This window comes from Jiella soli (assembly GCF_020615385.1).
In the GTDB taxonomy this organism is placed as follows: Bacteria; Pseudomonadota; Alphaproteobacteria; order Rhizobiales; family Rhizobiaceae; genus VKMB-3413.
This window is the reverse complement of record NZ_JAJAVB010000025.1, coordinates 426,417-441,184: the sequence shown is the minus strand read 5'-3', so window position 1 is coordinate 441,184 and position 14,768 is coordinate 426,417. Positions and strand designations below refer to the sequence as shown.

15 protein-coding genes are annotated in these 14,768 nt (G+C 66.2%); 3 read left to right on the top strand and 12 right to left on the bottom strand.

From position 1 onward, the window contains the following. Positions 1-23: 23 nt before the first annotated feature. The 3 genes from LH400_RS16535 to LH400_RS16525 form a co-directional block, all read right to left on the bottom strand. Positions 24-2,060, bottom strand: coding sequence for an alpha-1,4-glucan--maltose-1-phosphate maltosyltransferase (locus tag LH400_RS16535; protein WP_229153950.1), 2,037 nt, complete (start codon positions 2,058-2,060; stop codon positions 24-26). 212 nt (positions 2,061-2,272) lie between these two features. Then, complete coding sequence (locus LH400_RS16530; RefSeq protein ID WP_229153948.1) at positions 2,273-3,118, bottom strand: fumarylacetoacetate hydrolase family protein; 846 nt, start codon at positions 3,116-3,118, stop codon at positions 2,273-2,275. Positions 3,119-3,283: 165 nt separating this feature from the next. Beyond that, positions 3,284-3,637 carry a helix-turn-helix domain-containing protein gene (locus tag LH400_RS16525; protein WP_229153947.1) on the bottom strand — a complete coding sequence of 118 codons (354 nt, stop codon included), beginning with the start codon at positions 3,635-3,637 and terminating at the stop codon, positions 3,284-3,286. 79 nt (positions 3,638-3,716) lie between these two features. Here LH400_RS16525 and LH400_RS16520 point away from each other — a divergent pair, with 79 nt between their 5' ends. From LH400_RS16520 to LH400_RS16510, 3 genes are all read left to right on the top strand, one after another. Continuing rightward, positions 3,717-4,454 (top strand): helix-turn-helix transcriptional regulator, encoded by a 738-nt coding sequence (locus LH400_RS16520; RefSeq protein ID WP_229153945.1) that lies wholly within the window; start codon positions 3,717-3,719, stop codon positions 4,452-4,454. Positions 4,455-4,540: 86 nt separating this feature from the next. Then, positions 4,541-5,200, top strand: coding sequence for an acyl-homoserine-lactone synthase (locus LH400_RS16515; protein WP_229153943.1), 660 nt, complete (start codon positions 4,541-4,543; stop codon positions 5,198-5,200). Continuing rightward, entirely contained in the window at positions 5,190-5,417 is a 228-nt protein-coding gene (locus LH400_RS16510) for a hypothetical protein (protein WP_229153941.1), read from the top strand. Before LH400_RS16515 ends, LH400_RS16510 begins: the two co-directional genes overlap by 11 nt. A 25-nt stretch (positions 5,418-5,442) precedes the next feature. Here LH400_RS16510 and guaD read toward each other — a convergent pair whose 3' ends face one another. The 9 genes from guaD to LH400_RS16465 form a co-directional block, all read right to left on the bottom strand. Continuing rightward, the gene (guaD, locus tag LH400_RS16505) at positions 5,443-6,849 is read right to left on the bottom strand and encodes a guanine deaminase (RefSeq protein ID WP_229153939.1); all 1,407 of its coding nucleotides are present in this window, start codon (positions 6,847-6,849) and stop codon (positions 5,443-5,445) included. Then, on the bottom strand, positions 6,846-8,108 hold the full coding sequence (locus LH400_RS16500) for a urate hydroxylase PuuD (RefSeq protein WP_229153938.1): 1,263 nt from the start codon (positions 8,106-8,108) through the stop codon (positions 6,846-6,848). The genes guaD and LH400_RS16500 overlap by 4 nt, the downstream gene beginning before the upstream one ends. A gap of 304 nt (positions 8,109-8,412) precedes the next feature. Beyond that, positions 8,413-9,507: a BMP family ABC transporter substrate-binding protein gene (locus tag LH400_RS16495; protein WP_229154423.1), complete on the bottom strand. Its 1,095-nt coding sequence runs from the start codon at positions 9,505-9,507 to the stop codon at positions 8,413-8,415. Positions 9,508-9,554: 47 nt separating this feature from the next. Continuing rightward, the gene (locus LH400_RS16490; protein ID WP_229153937.1) at positions 9,555-10,481 is read right to left on the bottom strand and encodes an ABC transporter permease; all 927 of its coding nucleotides are present in this window, start codon (positions 10,479-10,481) and stop codon (positions 9,555-9,557) included. Continuing rightward, on the bottom strand, positions 10,478-11,638 hold the full coding sequence (locus LH400_RS16485; protein WP_229153936.1) for an ABC transporter permease: 1,161 nt from the start codon (positions 11,636-11,638) through the stop codon (positions 10,478-10,480). The genes LH400_RS16490 and LH400_RS16485 overlap by 4 nt, the downstream gene beginning before the upstream one ends. After that, positions 11,638-13,182: an ABC transporter ATP-binding protein gene (locus LH400_RS16480; RefSeq protein WP_229153935.1), complete on the bottom strand. Its 1,545-nt coding sequence runs from the start codon at positions 13,180-13,182 to the stop codon at positions 11,638-11,640. Before LH400_RS16480 ends, LH400_RS16485 begins: the two co-directional genes overlap by 1 nt. A gap of 12 nt (positions 13,183-13,194) precedes the next feature. Further along, on the bottom strand, positions 13,195-14,073 hold the full coding sequence (gene xdhC, locus LH400_RS16475) for a xanthine dehydrogenase accessory protein XdhC (RefSeq protein WP_229153934.1): 879 nt from the start codon (positions 14,071-14,073) through the stop codon (positions 13,195-13,197). A gap of 120 nt (positions 14,074-14,193) precedes the next feature. Then, positions 14,194-14,535, bottom strand: a complete 342-nt coding sequence (locus LH400_RS16470) for a type II toxin-antitoxin system HicB family antitoxin (protein WP_229153933.1) — start codon at positions 14,533-14,535, stop codon at positions 14,194-14,196. Next, the gene (locus tag LH400_RS16465) at positions 14,532-14,738 is read right to left on the bottom strand and encodes a type II toxin-antitoxin system HicA family toxin (RefSeq protein WP_229153932.1); all 207 of its coding nucleotides are present in this window, start codon (positions 14,736-14,738) and stop codon (positions 14,532-14,534) included. The genes LH400_RS16470 and LH400_RS16465 overlap by 4 nt, the downstream gene beginning before the upstream one ends. Positions 14,739-14,768: the final 30 nt, after the last annotated feature.

Genomic DNA, 14,768 nt, shown 5'->3' with positions numbered 1-14,768 from the left:
GATATCGGGCTTTCGGGCTCGGGTTAGCGCGTGATCTTGAAGACAGCGTATGGACGATCCTGCGGGTTCAGCCACCAGTGCTGCATCTTGCCGGTCCAGGCGAACTCGTTGCCGGTGACAAGGTCTTCCGCGTGGACCGAGGCATTATCGGGAAGGCCGAACTCCCAGAGCGGCACTTCGAAATGCCCCCCTTGCGAGGCGTGCGGGTCAAGCGAGACGATGAACAGGAGAAACGAGGAAAGATCCTCGGTCCGCTTGCCGTAATAAAGAACGTGGTCGTTCCAGAAATTGTAGAACTGGAGATTGCGGAAATCCCGCATCGCCGGCTCTTTCTGCCGCAGCCGGTTGAAGAAGGCGATGTCGTCCCGAATATTGCCCGGAGCCTTCCAGTCGAAGGCGCGGATCTCGTACTTCTCGGAGTTTAGGTACTCCTCCTTGCCGGGCACCGGCTGATATTCGCACAGCTCGAAGCCGGAATAGACGCCGTAATTGCCGGCCATGGTCGCAGCCAGCGCCAGCCGCGTCTGGAAGCCGGGGCGGCCGGAAGTCTGGAGATAGACCGGATTGATATCGGGCGTGTTGACGAAGAAGTTCGGCCGCATGTGCTCGGCGCATTCGGTCTGCGTCAGCTCGGTCAGATATTCCGTCAGTTCCCACTTCTCATTCCGCCAGGTGAAGTAGGAATAGGACTGGTTGTAGCCGACCTTGGCGAGACGCTTCATCACCTTCGGCCGGGTGAACGCCTCTGCGAGGAAGATCGCGCCAGGATCCACCTTGCGCACTTCGGCGATCATCCACTCCCAGAACGGGAAAGGCTTGGTGTGCGGGTTGTCGACGCGGAAGATCCGGACGCCCTTGTCGAGCCAGAACAGGACGATGTCGCGCAGCGCATACCAGATCGAGGGCAGCGCGCCGCGATAGAAGTGGACATTGACGATGTCCTCGTACTTCTTCGGCGGGTTCTCGGCGAACTTGATCGTTCCGTCCGGCCGCCAGTCGAACCATTCGGGATGCTCCTTGATCCAGGGATGGTCGGGCGAGCACTGGATGGCGAAATCGATGGCGATCTCCAGACCGTGCTCCTTCGCCGCCTTCACCATCCGGGAGAAGTCCTCGAACGAGCCGAGCTCGGGATGCAGCGCGTCGTGCCCGCCTTCCTTGGACCCGATCGCATAGGGGCTGCCGGGATCGGTGGCGCTCGGCGTCAGCGTGTTGTTCTTCCCCTTCCGGTTGGTCCTGCCGATCGGATGGATCGGCGGGAAGTAGAGGACGTCGAAGCCCATCTCGCGGATGTCGGGCAGGCGCTTGACGACGTCGTCGAAAGTGCCGTGCCGGCTCGCGTCGCCGGACTGCGAGCGGGGGAAGATCTCGTACCATGCGGAGAAGCCGGCCGCCTCCCGGTCGACCCACACCGGAATGTTGCCGGGATAGCGCGACAGATTGGTGCGGTGGCCAGCCGCCTTGAGCAGCGCGATCGTCTCCGGCGACTGCATCAGCTGGTACTGCCCGCCCTGGTCGCCCTTGCCCGCGAGCTTCTCCAGCTTCTCCAGCAGCTTGCCCAGCGCCTTCTGCTCGGCCTTCGACCCGCGGCCGGAATCTTGCGCCTTCGCGACGAGTTCGCGCGCCTCGGTGAGTTCGAGGTCCGTCAGCTTGTCGGCGTCGAGCTTCTTCGTCGCCTCGTCCCGCCACGTCGCGTAGAGGTCGCGCCAGGCGATGATGGAGAAGCGGTAAGGCCCTGGCCGGTCGAAGCTGATCGTCGCGGTCCAGCGGTCGTTCTCGACGAAGGTCAGCGGCTCCTCGGACCAATCCTCCGATCCCTCCGCGCCGAAGACCACCGCCGCAGCGATCTTGTCGTGGCCATCGCAGAAGATGTCGGCAGAGACCGTCAGCGGCTCGCCTTCCAGCCGCTTGACCGCGAAACGGCCGCCGTCGATCTCCGGCGAGACGCCTTCGATCGCCACCCGGTTCCCGGCAAGCGCCATGAGCTTGGCCTCGGCTTGCGGATCCTTGCTGCGGCCGGCCTTCTTGCTCTTGCGCGGGGCTTCGGCGGTTTCTGCCATGAACGGACCTTCTCCAGTTTGTCGGGCGGGACAGGCGACCTCGGGGCCGCCGCGGGCTGGCGAATTGACGTTAAGGGATAGGAAGGCGGCTTCGCATGTCCAGTTGGAATGCGCGAGAAGAGCGGAAGTTCGATCTTCCGGTGGCGGAATTTGCAGACGCAAACGCAATCCGCGATGCCGCCTCGCCTCCGCCACCGGTCGATCAGCGCGGCCTATTCCGACGCCTTGATCACCTGCCGCTGCTCGCCGAGGTGGGTTCCGCCGAGCGTGACGATGTCTCCCGGCTTGAGATAGCGCTCCGGCTTCATGCCCATGCCGACGCCCGGCGGCGTGCCGGTGGTGATGACGTCGCCCGGCATCAGCCGCATGAACTGGGAGATGTAGGAGACGAGCGTCTTCACCCCGAAGATCATGGTCGCTGTCGACCCGGTCTGCATGCGCTCGCCATTGACGTCGAGCCACAGATCCACGGCCTGCGGATCCCCGAGCGCGTCGGGTGTCACCAGCCAGGGACCGAGCGGGCCGAAGGTGGGCGCGCTCTTGCCCTTCATCCACTGGCCGCCGCGATTGGCCTGGAAGGTGCGTTCGGATACGTCGTTGCACAGGCAAAAGCCGGCGACATGGTCCATCGCGGTGTCTTCGCCGACATAGAGCGCTTCCTCGCCGATGACGATCGCGATCTCGACCTCCCAGTCCAGGCGGTCGGAGCCGCGCGGCACGACGACGTCGTCATGCGGCCCGACGATGCAAGAGGGCGCCTTGTTGAAGAGGATCGGCTCCTTCGGAATATCCATGCCGGATTCGCGGGCGTGGTCCTCGTAGTTGAGGCCGACGGCGATGAAGTTTCCGACGCCTCCGACGCAGGGACCAAGGCGATGGGAAGGATCGGCCTTGATGAGGCTCTTCGGGTCGACCCCGCGGATGCGCTCGATACCGCTGCGCGACAGGGTGTCGCCGGCGATGTCGCCCACGACGTCCGACAGGTCCCTGAGGACGTGGTCGTCATCGATCAGCCCCGGCTTCTCTTTTCCCGTCTCTCCATATCGCACGAGCCGCATGGCCAGACCCTCGTTCCGTTCGTTTCGGTCCTGTCCCATATTGGGCCCCGGACGAGATCATCCAGGCAGGCCGTGCGAACAGGGCCGATCGGCGGACGCCGGCATGGGCGACGTCATTTACTCGGAACGTGCTGTTTCCAGAGAAGAGCGAGTCGCCGGACCGGCTCAGCCGTCGAGACCGCCATTGTCGTTGGCGACGGACATCCGGATGGGGGGCGATGCCTTTCTGGAGCCGGTCGGAGCGCGGCGGATGGGCAGGCGGCTCCTTTCGGGTTCGAGCGTTCCGATTCCGCCGAAGAAATAAACGGGTTCCACCTCGAAGAAGCGGGCGATCTCCCACAATTCTCCGGCGCGGATGCGGCAAGATCCCGCCTCGAAGTCCTGCATCCTTTCCACCGATAGGCCGAGACTTGCCGCCAGGCGCTCCTGCGACAGGCCGGCGCTTTCGCGCAGCCTCCGCAAGGTCAGGCCGAGATGCAGGTCGACGGGGCTTCTCAGCTTGCCGTTGTTAGCGCTCACTGCAACTGCTCCATGGCGAATTGATCGGCTCCACGCTACTGTTGTCCGATGCGGACCGGGCTAGTGTAGGAGGATGATCGTGAATGTCGGTTTCAATGCGACGGGCGTCGGCGATATTTTCACGCTGATGGACGAGCTGGAACGGCTGGCGACGGCTGACGAGGTCTGCCGGGCGCTGAAGGGCGTCCTCGGTCGCTTCGGTATCGACTATTTTCTGGTCTCGCATCTGCCGCCGACGCGCGAACGTCTTGCCCCCTACGCGATCCTGAAGCATTGGCCTGCCGGTTGGATGTCGCATTACGACCGCAGCGGCTACTGCAAGCAGGATCCCGTGGTCCGGCGCTGCTTCGAGACGATCGAGCCCTTCGAATGGTCGTCGGCGCCGGTCGATCTCGAGGTCCAGCCGAAGGGCCGACAGCTGATGCACGAGGCGGCGGAATTCGGCATGGCCGAAGGGTACTGCGTCCCGATCGTCGACATGAACGGGTTCCAGGCCGTCGTCTCGCTGGCCGGCCCCCGCATCGCCGCGTCTCCCGACGAGCGGCGGGCGCTCCATCTCCTCGGCTATTACGCGCATGCGACTTCGCTCCGGGTCGGCAGGATGAAGCAGCCGACGACCGCCGCGCTCAGCCCTCGGGAGCGGGACGTGCTCAGCTACATCGCGTCCGGCGAGAAGCTCGACGAGGTCGCGGGAAAGCTGAAGATCTCGCGCGAGACCGTCACGACCCATCTCAAGCGGGCAAAGATAAAGTTCGGAACGCGCACCCTGACCCACACTGTCGTCGAAGCCTTGCGGCAAAGGCAGTTGCGGCCCTGACGCGGTCGCCCGCTGTCCCCGATTTCGGGGATATTCAGACCTGCGGATTCTCTCTTTGATTGCACCGACGATCAAAGGAGGGACGCATGGTCTCCGTGCATGTGATCAATTCCGTCAACGGTCATCTCTACCGGGACGAACTCGACCAGCACTACCGCATCCGCCGCGACATCTATATCGGCGAGCACAAATGGCGGGCACTGGTCGATCGCGACGGCCGCGAGGCGGATCAGTTCGACTATCCCGGAGCGGTCTACCTGCTGGCGATCGATCCGAAGGACGGCGTCGTCGGCGGCACCCGGCTCCTGCCGAGCTGGAAGCCGACCCTGCTTTCGGCCGTCTTCCCGCAGGCAGCCTCCGTGCGCCCAATGCCGGAGGGGCCGGACGTGTGGGAATGGACGCGGTTCTTCGTCGTCAAGTCGCGCCGCGAGGAACATCGCCTGTCCCGCCTGGGCGGCCAGATACTATGCAGTATGTTCGAATATCTGATGGAGGAAGGCGTGCGCGAGATGCGCTCGCTCGCCGAGGCCTGGTGGATCCCGCGGATCCAGGGGCTCGGCTGGCGGCCGCGGGCGCTGGGACTCCCCTTCCCGCACGATGGGCTCACCCTCGCCGGTTTCTCCTTCGACATCACCCAGGAAGCCCTTCAGTCGATGCGCGGCATCTACGACATCGACGAGAGCTGCCTCGTGCGCCGCGGTCTCGGCGAGCCGCTTCCCGTCAGAGAAGACATCCATGCAATCTAGTGCAAGCGCCGACCCCATCGCCCGGGCCGAACTGCTCCGCCTCCTGACGGATTTCGGAGAACGCATAACGGCGGAGCAGAGGCGGCATGTCCTGGGCTTCCTGCATCTGGCGCAGGACCGTCCGCTGGCCGTCCATCTCGACGTGCAGCGCGACGGCAAGGTCTCCCTGTTCCTGACGACGGACGACATGGCGCATCGCTTCCGGGCCGACCAATAGGCCCGGACTGCCACGCTTTGCGGCGCTACTGGTCGGCGCCGCCCGGCTGGCGCGGGCTTTGGAGGGGGACGCTCTCCTGCCTCGCCGGCAGGGACCGGCGAAACTGCGCCGACCGGTCGTGGATCCGCAGTCCCGTGGCGTAGGTCGCAACGATCGTGCGTTCGTCGCCGAGGATCATCAGTGCGAACAGCTCCTCGGCGAGCGTATCGACCCGCTCCACGCGCCGGCGCAGCGGCTCCGTCGCGCCGGTGTCGAGAACCACGAGATCGGCCTCCAAGCCCGGTGCGATCCGGCCGATCCTGTCCTCCAATCCCATCGCGGCGGCATTGCCCGCCGTCAGCATATGGAAGGCCTCGAAGGCCGGCAGCCGCTGGCCCTTCAGCGCCAGCACCTTGTAGGCCTCGGCCGCCGTCGTCAGCATCGAATAGCTGGTGCCGCCGCCGATATCGGTGGCGAGCCCCACCGCGATTCCGGCCGCGCGCATGGCCGCGCGGTCGAACAGGCCCGACCCCAGGAAGAGGTTCGAGGTCGGGCAGAACACCGCCGTCGCCCCGCCGGCCGAAAGCGCCGCCCTCTCCCGCTCCATCAGATGGAGGCAATGGCCGAACAGCGCCCGCCTGCGAACGAGGCCGTAGCGCTCATAGACCTCGGTATAATCCTTCGACCAGGGGAAGGCCTCGGCGACATAGGCGATCTCGGCATGGTTCTCCGACAGATGCGTCTGGATCGGCAGGTCCGGATATTCGGTCGCCAGCGCGCCGGCTGCCTGAAGCTGCGCCTCGGTGGAGGTCGGGGCGAAACGGGGCGTGATCGCATATTCCAGGCGGCCGCGGCCATGCCATTCGGCGATCAGCGCCTTCGACTGCTCATAGCCGCTCTCAGGCGTGTCCAGGAGCGCTTCCGGCGCGTTCCGGTCCATCATCACCTTGCCGGCGACCATGCGCAGGTTGCGCCGTTCGGCTTCCGAGAAGAAGGCGGCGACGCTGGCCGGATGCGAGGTGCAGTAGACGCTCGCCGTGGTGGTTCCGTTGGCGGCGAGCGTGTCGAGGAGAAAGCGGGTCGCTATGTCGGCGACTTCCCTGTCGCCATAGCGGCTTTCTTCGGGGAAGGTGTATTTCTGGAGCCACTCCATCAGCTCGGTGCCGTATGAGGCGATCACCTGGGTCTGCGGCAGATGCAGATGCGGATCGATGAAGCCGGGCATGACGAGATAGGGCCGGTGGTCGACAACCGGGATGGACGGCGACAGGCGGCGGACCATCGCCGGCGCCTCGCCGACTTCCCGGATCATCCCCTTTTCGATGACGACGAGCCCGTCTTCGACAAAGCGGACGGACGCCGCCTCGCCCGCATCGGCCGGGTCGGCATCGAACCAGAGGAGGCGCCCGCGAATGGCGAGGGTGGCGCCCGCATCGCCCATGGCCGTCGTCATAGCCTGGGGTCTCCGGCGACATACCGGCCGGAGCCCGACGCGATCCACTTCGCCAGGACCTCGCGCTCGGCCGGTTCAAGGCCGGTGAGGTTGCCGGGCGGCATAGCGTGGCTGCGGACCGCCTGACGTTCGATCAGCGAGGCGTAGTGGATCATCTCGTCACCGGTTTCGAGCCGGACGTCCTTCGGCGCATGGATCATGCCTGGCCAGAGCGGCTCCTGCGCGTGACACATGGAGCAGCGTGAGGCGACGATCGACTGCGCCTCCTCGAAATAGGGCGAAGCGGCGAGCGCGACTTGCGGATCGCCCGTCCATTCGCGCGCAGCCTCGTTGCCCGGCGCGGCCTCGGCCCGCCAGCCCGGCGCGCCGGAGAGCGTGATCACGAGCGCGAACAGGATTCCGGCGACGGCCCAGCACCACCAGAGCTGCTTTCCGGTCGCGTGCATGGTGTTGAAGAAATGCCGGACGACCGCGCCGATCAGGAGCACCAGCCCGGCGATCGCCCAGTTCCACTCCGTCGCGAAGGCGAGCGGATAGTGGTTCGACAGCATCAGGAAGACGACCGGCAGCGTCAGATAGTTGTTGTGGAGCGAGCGCTGCTTGGCCTCCTTGCCGAGCCGGGCCTCCGGCGTCCGCCCGGCCTTCAGGTCGGAAACGACGATCGTCTGGTTCGGGATGATGAGGAAGAAGACGTTGGCCGTCATCAGCGTCGCGATCATCGCACCGGTGTGGAGCATCGCCCCCCGGCCGGAGAAGACCTGGTCGAAGCCCCAGCTCGCCGCGACGACATAGACGAAGAGCACCGCGAGCAGCGCCGTGTCGTTGTTCTTCAGCGGGGATTTGCAGAGCGCGTCATAGACGATCCAGCCGAGCGCCAGACCCCCGATCGAAATGGCGATGGCGCCCCAGACCGGCAGATCGAGCTTCTCCGGGTCGATCAGGAAGAGGTTCGCGCCAAGATAGTAGACGAGGATCAGCATGGCTGCGCCGGAGAGCCATGTCGAATAGCTCTCCCACTTGAACCAGGTCAGATCGTCCGGCAATTCGGCCGGCGCGAGCGTGTATTTCTGCATGTGGTAGAAGCCGCCGCCATGAACCTGCCAGGCCTCGCCGGAGACGCCCTCCGGCAGGGCGCGGCGCTTCCTGAGGCCGAGGTCGAGCGCGATGAAATAGAAGGACGAGCCGATCCAGGCGATCGCGGTGACGACATGAACCCACCGCACCGCAAAGCTCAGCCATTCGGCGAAATAGGTCCACATGCAGTCGCGATTCCCTAAGGTTGGCGGAGTCCGGCGCAGCTTTCAGGACTTCTTGGCTCCCAGAGCCCGGCGCTTGCCCACCCCCCCTCTGCCCTGCCGGGCATCTCCCCACAAGGGGGGAGATCGAGCTTTCACAAGGGTCGCGGCCAGCCTTCAATGTCGTAGCCTGACCGGCATCCAGACGTGTCGCAGCCGACGAGACTGCGATCTCCCCCCCAGGGGGGAGATGCCGGCAGGAAGAGGGGGGTGCCTTGGCGCAGCCAGAACCGATAGTCTGACGCCGGCACCGCCCGTTCCGTCAGGCTCAGACGCCCTCGACGCCCTCGACATACCAATCGAGCTTCAGGAGATCCTCGTCCGGGATCTTCTCGCCCTCCTTGGCCCTCAGCGTGCCCGACTTGTCGGTGATCGGCCCGGTGAAGACGTCGTAGGTGCCCGCCTTGGTCTCCTCGACCATCTTCTGGGCGGCGGCCTTCACGTCGTCCGGCATCTTCGGATTGTAGGGAGCCATCTCCAGGATGTCCTCCTGCATGCCCCACCAGATCGAGCGCGGCTCCCATTCGCCGGCGAGCATCTTCTTGACCTCGTCGACATAATACGGGCCCCAATGGTCGACGATCGCGGTCATCTGGGCATTCGGCGCGAAGCTCGACATGTCCCAGGCCTGGCCGAAGGCGATGACGCCCGCCTGTTCGGCGGCCTGCAGCGGCGCCGGGGAATCGGTGTGCTGGCTGATAACGTCGACGCCCTGGCTGAGCAGCGCCTTCGCGGCATCGGCCTCCTTGGCGGGATCGTACCAGGAGTTGACCCAGACGACCTGCGTCTTGAAATCCGGATTGACCGCCCGGGCGGCGAGCGTGAAGGCGTCGATGCCCATCACCACTTCCGGGATCGGGAAGGAGGCGATGTAGCCGCCCTTGCCGGACTTCGACATCATGCCGGCGATGGTGCCGAGAACGGCGCGGCCCTGGTAGAAACGGGAATTGTAGTTGCCCATGTTGGCGGCCGTCTTGTAGCCGGTGGCATGGTCGAAGGCGACGTTCGGGAATTGCTTGGCGACCTTGAGCGTCGGGTTCATGAAGCCGAAGGACGTGGTGAAGACGATGTCGTTGCCCTCCTGGGCGAGCTGGCGGATGACGCGCTCGGCGTCCGGACCCTCGGAGACATTCTCGACGAAGGAGGTTGAGACCTTGTCGCCCAGCTCCTTCTCCAGATATTTCCGGCCCTGGTCGTGGGCGAAGGAATAGCCGTAGTCGCCGACCGGTCCGACATAGACGAAGGCGGCCTTCACCTTGTCCTTCTTCTCGCCGATCTGAGCTCTGGCGGGCAGGCCGAAGGCCGAGGCGGCGGCAAGCGAGGCGGCGCCGGTCAGAAGGCGGCGGCGGTTGGTCTGAAACATCATCGAACTCCTTGGATTCGGTTGAACGGGCATGGCGGTGCGACGGGTCAGGCGCTCGCCCTGAACGGCCGGCCGAGACAGGCCGGGGCGGCGCTGCTGGCGCGGTGGCGTCCCGCGGAGATGAGCGCGAGAACGAGGATGGTGGCGAGATAGGGAAGGCTCGCCAGAAGCTCGGGCGCGAAGAAACTGAAGCCGGCGGCCTTGGACTGCAGCTCCAGCGTGATCACCGCGCCGAAGAGATAGGCGCCGGCCAGCACCCGGCCCGGCCGCCAGGAGGCGAAGACGACGAGGGCGATCGCGATCCAGCCCCGGCCGGCCGTCAGGCGCTCCGCCCACATCGGCGTCAGCACCAGCGAATAATAGCAGCCCGCCAGACCCGCCATCGCACCGCCGAAGAGGACCGCCAGATAGCGCACCTTGAGGACCGGATAGCCGATCGCATGGGCGGCCTCGTCCGATTCCCCGACCGCGCGCAGGATAAGGCCGGCCCGGCTGCGCTTGAGGAACCACCAGACGGCGAGGGTGAGGGCGAGGCCGGCATAGACGAGAGGCGAATAGCCGAAGACGAGCCGCAAGACCGGATCCTCGGCGAGAAAGGAGGGGAAGATCGGACCGAGCCGCGTCGTGGTGATGCCGACATAGGGTGCGCCGAGAAGCGCGGAGATGCCGGTCCCGAAGATCGTCAGGGCGAGGCCCGTCGCGACCTGGTTCGCCATCAGGCTGAGCGTCAGGACGGCAAAGATCAGCGAGGCGAGCGCCCCCGCCAGCATTGCCGCAAGGGCTCCGAGAGCGGGAACGCCGGTCGTGTAGCCGACGGCGAAACCGCTGACCGCGCCGATCAGCATCATGCCTTCGACGCCGAGATTGAGGACGCCGGACTTTTCGACCACCAGCTCGCCGAGGGCGGCGATGAGGAGCGGCGTCGCCGCCCCCGCGATCGTCATCAGGATCGCGATGGCAAGGGAAAGCGTCATAGCGTCACCGCCTCCGTCTCGGCGGGCGGCAGGCGCTCCACGCGCTTGGGCCCTTCGGCCGCGCTCGCGGGGCTGGTCGCCGGGGCCTGGCCGCCGACCGGACCGGTGGATCTCAGCCGGTAGCGCACGAGCATGTCGGCCGCGAGCAGGAAGAACAGCATCATCGCCTGGAACACGCCGGTCGCGGCCGCGGGCAGGCCGATCGTGGTCTGGGCGCTTTCGCCGCCGACATAGGTGAGCGCCAGGACGAGAGCCGCGGCGAGGATGCCGAGCGGGTTGAGCCGGCCGAGAAAGGCGACGATGATCGCGGTGTAGCCGTAGCCGGTCGGAAACTGCGGCACCATCTGGCCGAAGGGCCCGGCGGCTTCAAGGACGCCTGCAAGCCCGGCCATGCCGCCGCCGGCGAGCATCGCCAGCCACACCGTCGCCGACTGGCGGAAGCCGCCATAGCGCGCCGCCTTGGGCGCGAGGCCGACGACGCGGATCTGGAAGCCGGTGATCGAGCGGGCGATCAGGAACCAGGCGGCGAGCGCCAGCGCCGCGGCGATCGGCACGCCGATATGGATGAGCGTTCCCGGCACCGCCATGGGCAGCGTCTGGGCCGCCGAGAACATCGCCGTCTGCGGAAAGTTGAAGCCTTCCGGATCCTTCCAGGGGCCCCGCATCAGATAGAACAGGATCTGGATCGCCACATAGTTGAGCATCAGGCTCGACAGGATCTCGTTGACGTTCAGCCGCGTCTTCAGGATGGCGGGGATCGCGGCGAAGGCCATGCCGCCGAGAATGCCGGTGAAGATCATCAGCGGCAGGATCCAGACACCGCTCATCTCCAGCGTCATCAGCGCGACCCCGGTGCCGGCAAGGGCGCCGAGTATGTACTGCCCTTCCGCGCCGATGTTCCAGATATTGGCGCGGAAGCCGACCGCGAGCCCGATCGCGATCAGCGCCAGCGGCGCGGCCTTCACCAGGAGATCCTGCCAGCGATAGGGATTGAACAGCGGCGCCACGAAGATCTCGTAGACCGCGCCGGAGCCGTCGTGACCGAGAAGGGTGAAGAGGATCGCCCCTGCGACAAGCGTCGCAAGGACGGCGATCACCGGCGCGGCGAGCATCATCGCCCGGCTTTCCTCGCGCCGGGGCTCCAGCCTCCAGGCCATCAGGCCGCCCGCTCCCTCGCCGCGTCAGCCGTCGCCGCATGGGCGCCGTGGACGCCGCCCATCAGAAGGCCGACCCGCTCGATGGAAATGTCCGCAACGTTCATCGGCTCCGACAAATGGCCCTCGTTGATGACGACGATCCGGTCGCACATGTCCAGAAGCTCGTCGAGATCCTGGCTGACGACAACGATCGCCGCGCCCTTGGCGGCGAGATCGATCATCGCCTGGCGAATGAAGGTCGCGGCTCCCGCATCGACGCCCCAGGTCGGCTGCGAGACCACGAGCACGGCCGGATCCTGCATGATCTCGCGGCCCATGATGAATTTCTGCAAGTTTCCGCCGGACAGGCTTCCGGCCGACGCGCCCGGTCCGGTCGCCTTCACGGAAAAGGCCTCGATAACCTTCGATGCGTAGCGCCGGGCGGCGCCGAGCTTCATGATGCCGCCGCTCGCAAGGCCCATGCGCGAGCGGGCCGAGAGGATGGCGTTCTCGGCGAGCGACATGGCCGGCACGGCGGCATGGCCGTTGCGCTCCTCGGGCACGCTGGCGAGCCCGGCGGCACGGCGCGCACTGACCGAAAGACCGGAAAGCTCGCGCCCGTCGATCGTGATCGTGCCGGAAACCCCGTCCTGGCGCTCGCCGGAGATCACCGACAGGAGCTCGTTCTGGCCGTTGCCGGCAACGCCGGCAATCCCAAGGCATTCCCCCCTTCTGACGGAGAAGGAGAGGTTCTTGAGGCTGGTGCCGAAGGGCGGCTCGCCCGGCGCCGAAAGGTTCGACACCACCAGCCGTTCGGCCCCGGATAGGCCGGCATCCTTGCCGGCAAGGTCCTTCAGGCTGCCGCCGATCATCATCTCGGCCATCGACCGGGCGGACTCGGCGCGGGGATCGCAGGTGTCGACGACCTTGCCGCCTCTCAGAATGGTGGCCGATTCGCAGAGCGCTTTGATCTCGGACAGCTTGTGCGAGATGTAGAGGATGGAGCAGCCTTCCGAGGCGAGGCGCCTGAGCGTCTCGAACAGCTTCTCCACCTCCTGCGGGGTGAGCACGGAGGTCGGCTCGTCCATGATCAGGAGCTTGGGGTTCTGCAACAGCGCCCGCACGATCTCGATGCGCTGGCGCTCGCCGACCGACAGGGTGTGGACGTCGCGATGCGGGTCGAGCGCGAGGTCGTAGATCTTCAGGATGTCCCGCACCCGCGCCTCGAGTTCGCGCTGCGGCGGCGGATCGTCCATGCCGAGGGCGATGTTCTCCAGGACCGTCATCGCCTCGAACAGCGAGAAGTGCTGGAACACCATGCCGATGCCGAGCGCCCGCGCCTCCTTCGGCGAGTGGATGACGACCGGCCGGCCGTCGAAGGCGATCCTGCCCTCGTCGGCCTTCTGGACGCCGTAGATGATCTTGACGAGGGTGGACTTGCCGGCGCCGTTCTCGCCGAGAAGCGCGTGGATCTCTCCCGGCGCGACGGCAAAGGAGACGGATTCGTTCGCGACGACGCCGGGAAAGCGCTTCGTGATGCCCGATAGCTCAAGTCGCGGCGCCATGACGATCCGTCGTTACCCCCTATGAGTCCCTGCCGCACTATGGCATTGCCCGGCGCCGGCTGCCAAGCGAGCCGGCAGCTTTTCCGCCTGATCCGAAAAGAGGCAGGTGGCGATTTCCGCGGCAGTCAGCGCGGCGATCACCTCGGGTCGCTTGTCGCGCAGCGCCGAGCCGCCGATCGGCAGGATGAGCCGCGCGATGTCGCCGGCCCGGCCCTCCTCGGCGAGATGGCGGCGGAAGCGCTCGCGCTTGGTCGCCGAGCCGATCATGCCGACATAGGCGGCATCCGGGCGTGCGAGCGCGGCTGCGGTGATGAGGAAGTCGAGCGCATGGTCGTGGGTCATGACGACGAAGGCGCTTCTCTTAGGCGCCGAATCGACCTCGGCCTCGGGCATGGCGGCGGCGACGGTCGCCACGCTCTCCGGCAGACCTGCAAGCGTCTCCGGACGGCTGTCGATCAGCCGGACGGTCAGCGGCAAGGGCGCAAGCGCGCACGCAAGCGCCCGGCCGGTGTGGCCGGCGCCGAAGATCAGCGCGGCCGGGCGCCCGGCAAGCTCGATCGCAGCCTCGGCCTCCAGCCGCACCAGGAGTTCGGCGTCGACACGCTCCAGCGAGAGCATTACCCGGCCGCCGCAGCACTGGCCGATCTCGGGCCCGAGCGGCACGTCCATCGTGGCCGCGGACTCCCCCGCGGAGAGCATCGCGCGAGCCCGGTCGATCGCGTCGAACTCCAACCGCCCGCCGCCGATCGTGCCGGCAACGTCATCCGGGCTCACCAGCATGCGCGCCCCCGCCTCGCGCGGGGTGGAGCCGAGGGCACGGGTGACGGTGACGAGGATGGATGGTCGATTGGCGGCAAGGCTACCGCGACGCAGCGCGGCGAGCGAGGTCACGTGCGTTCTCCTGGCTCGGCGCGCAGAGATGCGACCTGCCGCACCATTCGCGGAAGCCTCGTTATCCCATACCTCTTCTGGGGGAGGTGCATCACATCCAAGGCTCTTTCGTCGCGGCGATCATGCCGACTTCGCCGCCATCTCGATCGCCTCGGCGACCCATTCGTTCAGGCTCTTGTCCTGCGCCCGCGCGGCAGCGACAGCGGCTTCATGAAGCCCGGAATCGAGACGGACGTTGAATTTCCCGGAAAACTTGCGGCGCGGCTCGATTCCCCGCTCGGCGCACATGTCGAGAAAGACCTTCAGTGACGTGCGTCCTTCTTCCCGAAGCGTATCGATGCTGTCGGCGTAAAAGTCCGCCCCACCGTTCAGGCCGACGAACTCGCCGCGGAGCATGCCGATCTCGGGGTCAAAGGTCACGATCGCCCTTTCCCCTTCGATTTCCATGATGTTCTTTGTCATGGCTTAATCCCGTTGGCCTCCAGCCACTTCCGAACAGCGACAACGGCACTCTTGTCGGTGTCCGGTGTCGGATGCGGTCGGTGAAACACCCTGATCTCCCCAAACATCACGATACCGATCCTGGAGCCCTCGCGCTCTTCGATTTCAGCACCCAACTCCCGAAGCAGCGCTTCGATGTCGCTCCAGCGGATCGACCCGATCACGGGGCGGGCAAAAACCTGCTCAAGCGTGCG

Excerpts from the sequence above, each read along its gene's own strand:
- LH400_RS16490 (WP_229153937.1), bottom strand. The coding sequence starts at position 10,481 with ATGACGCTTTCCCTTGCCATCGCGATCCTGATGACGATCGCGGGGGCG.
- LH400_RS16530 (WP_229153948.1), bottom strand. The coding sequence starts at position 3,118 with ATGCGGCTCGTGCGATATGGAGAGACGGGAAAAGAGAAGCCGGGGCTG.
- LH400_RS16515 (WP_229153943.1), top strand. The coding sequence starts at position 4,541 with ATGGTCTCCGTGCATGTGATCAATTCCGTCAACGGTCATCTCTACCGG.
- LH400_RS16535 (WP_229153950.1), bottom strand. The coding sequence starts at position 2,060 with ATGGCAGAAACCGCCGAAGCCCCGCGCAAGAGCAAGAAGGCCGGCCGC.
- LH400_RS16480 (WP_229153935.1), bottom strand. The coding sequence starts at position 13,182 with ATGGCGCCGCGACTTGAGCTATCGGGCATCACGAAGCGCTTTCCCGGC.
- LH400_RS16500 (WP_229153938.1), bottom strand. The coding sequence starts at position 8,108 with ATGTGGACCTATTTCGCCGAATGGCTGAGCTTTGCGGTGCGGTGGGTT.
- LH400_RS16495 (WP_229154423.1), bottom strand. The coding sequence starts at position 9,507 with ATGTTTCAGACCAACCGCCGCCGCCTTCTGACCGGCGCCGCCTCGCTT.
- LH400_RS16510 (WP_229153941.1), top strand. The coding sequence starts at position 5,190 with ATGCAATCTAGTGCAAGCGCCGACCCCATCGCCCGGGCCGAACTGCTC.
- LH400_RS16470 (WP_229153933.1), bottom strand. The coding sequence starts at position 14,535 with ATGACAAAGAACATCATGGAAATCGAAGGGGAAAGGGCGATCGTGACC.
- guaD (WP_229153939.1), bottom strand. The coding sequence starts at position 6,849 with ATGACGACGGCCATGGGCGATGCGGGCGCCACCCTCGCCATTCGCGGG.
- LH400_RS16485 (WP_229153936.1), bottom strand. The coding sequence starts at position 11,638 with ATGGCCTGGAGGCTGGAGCCCCGGCGCGAGGAAAGCCGGGCGATGATG.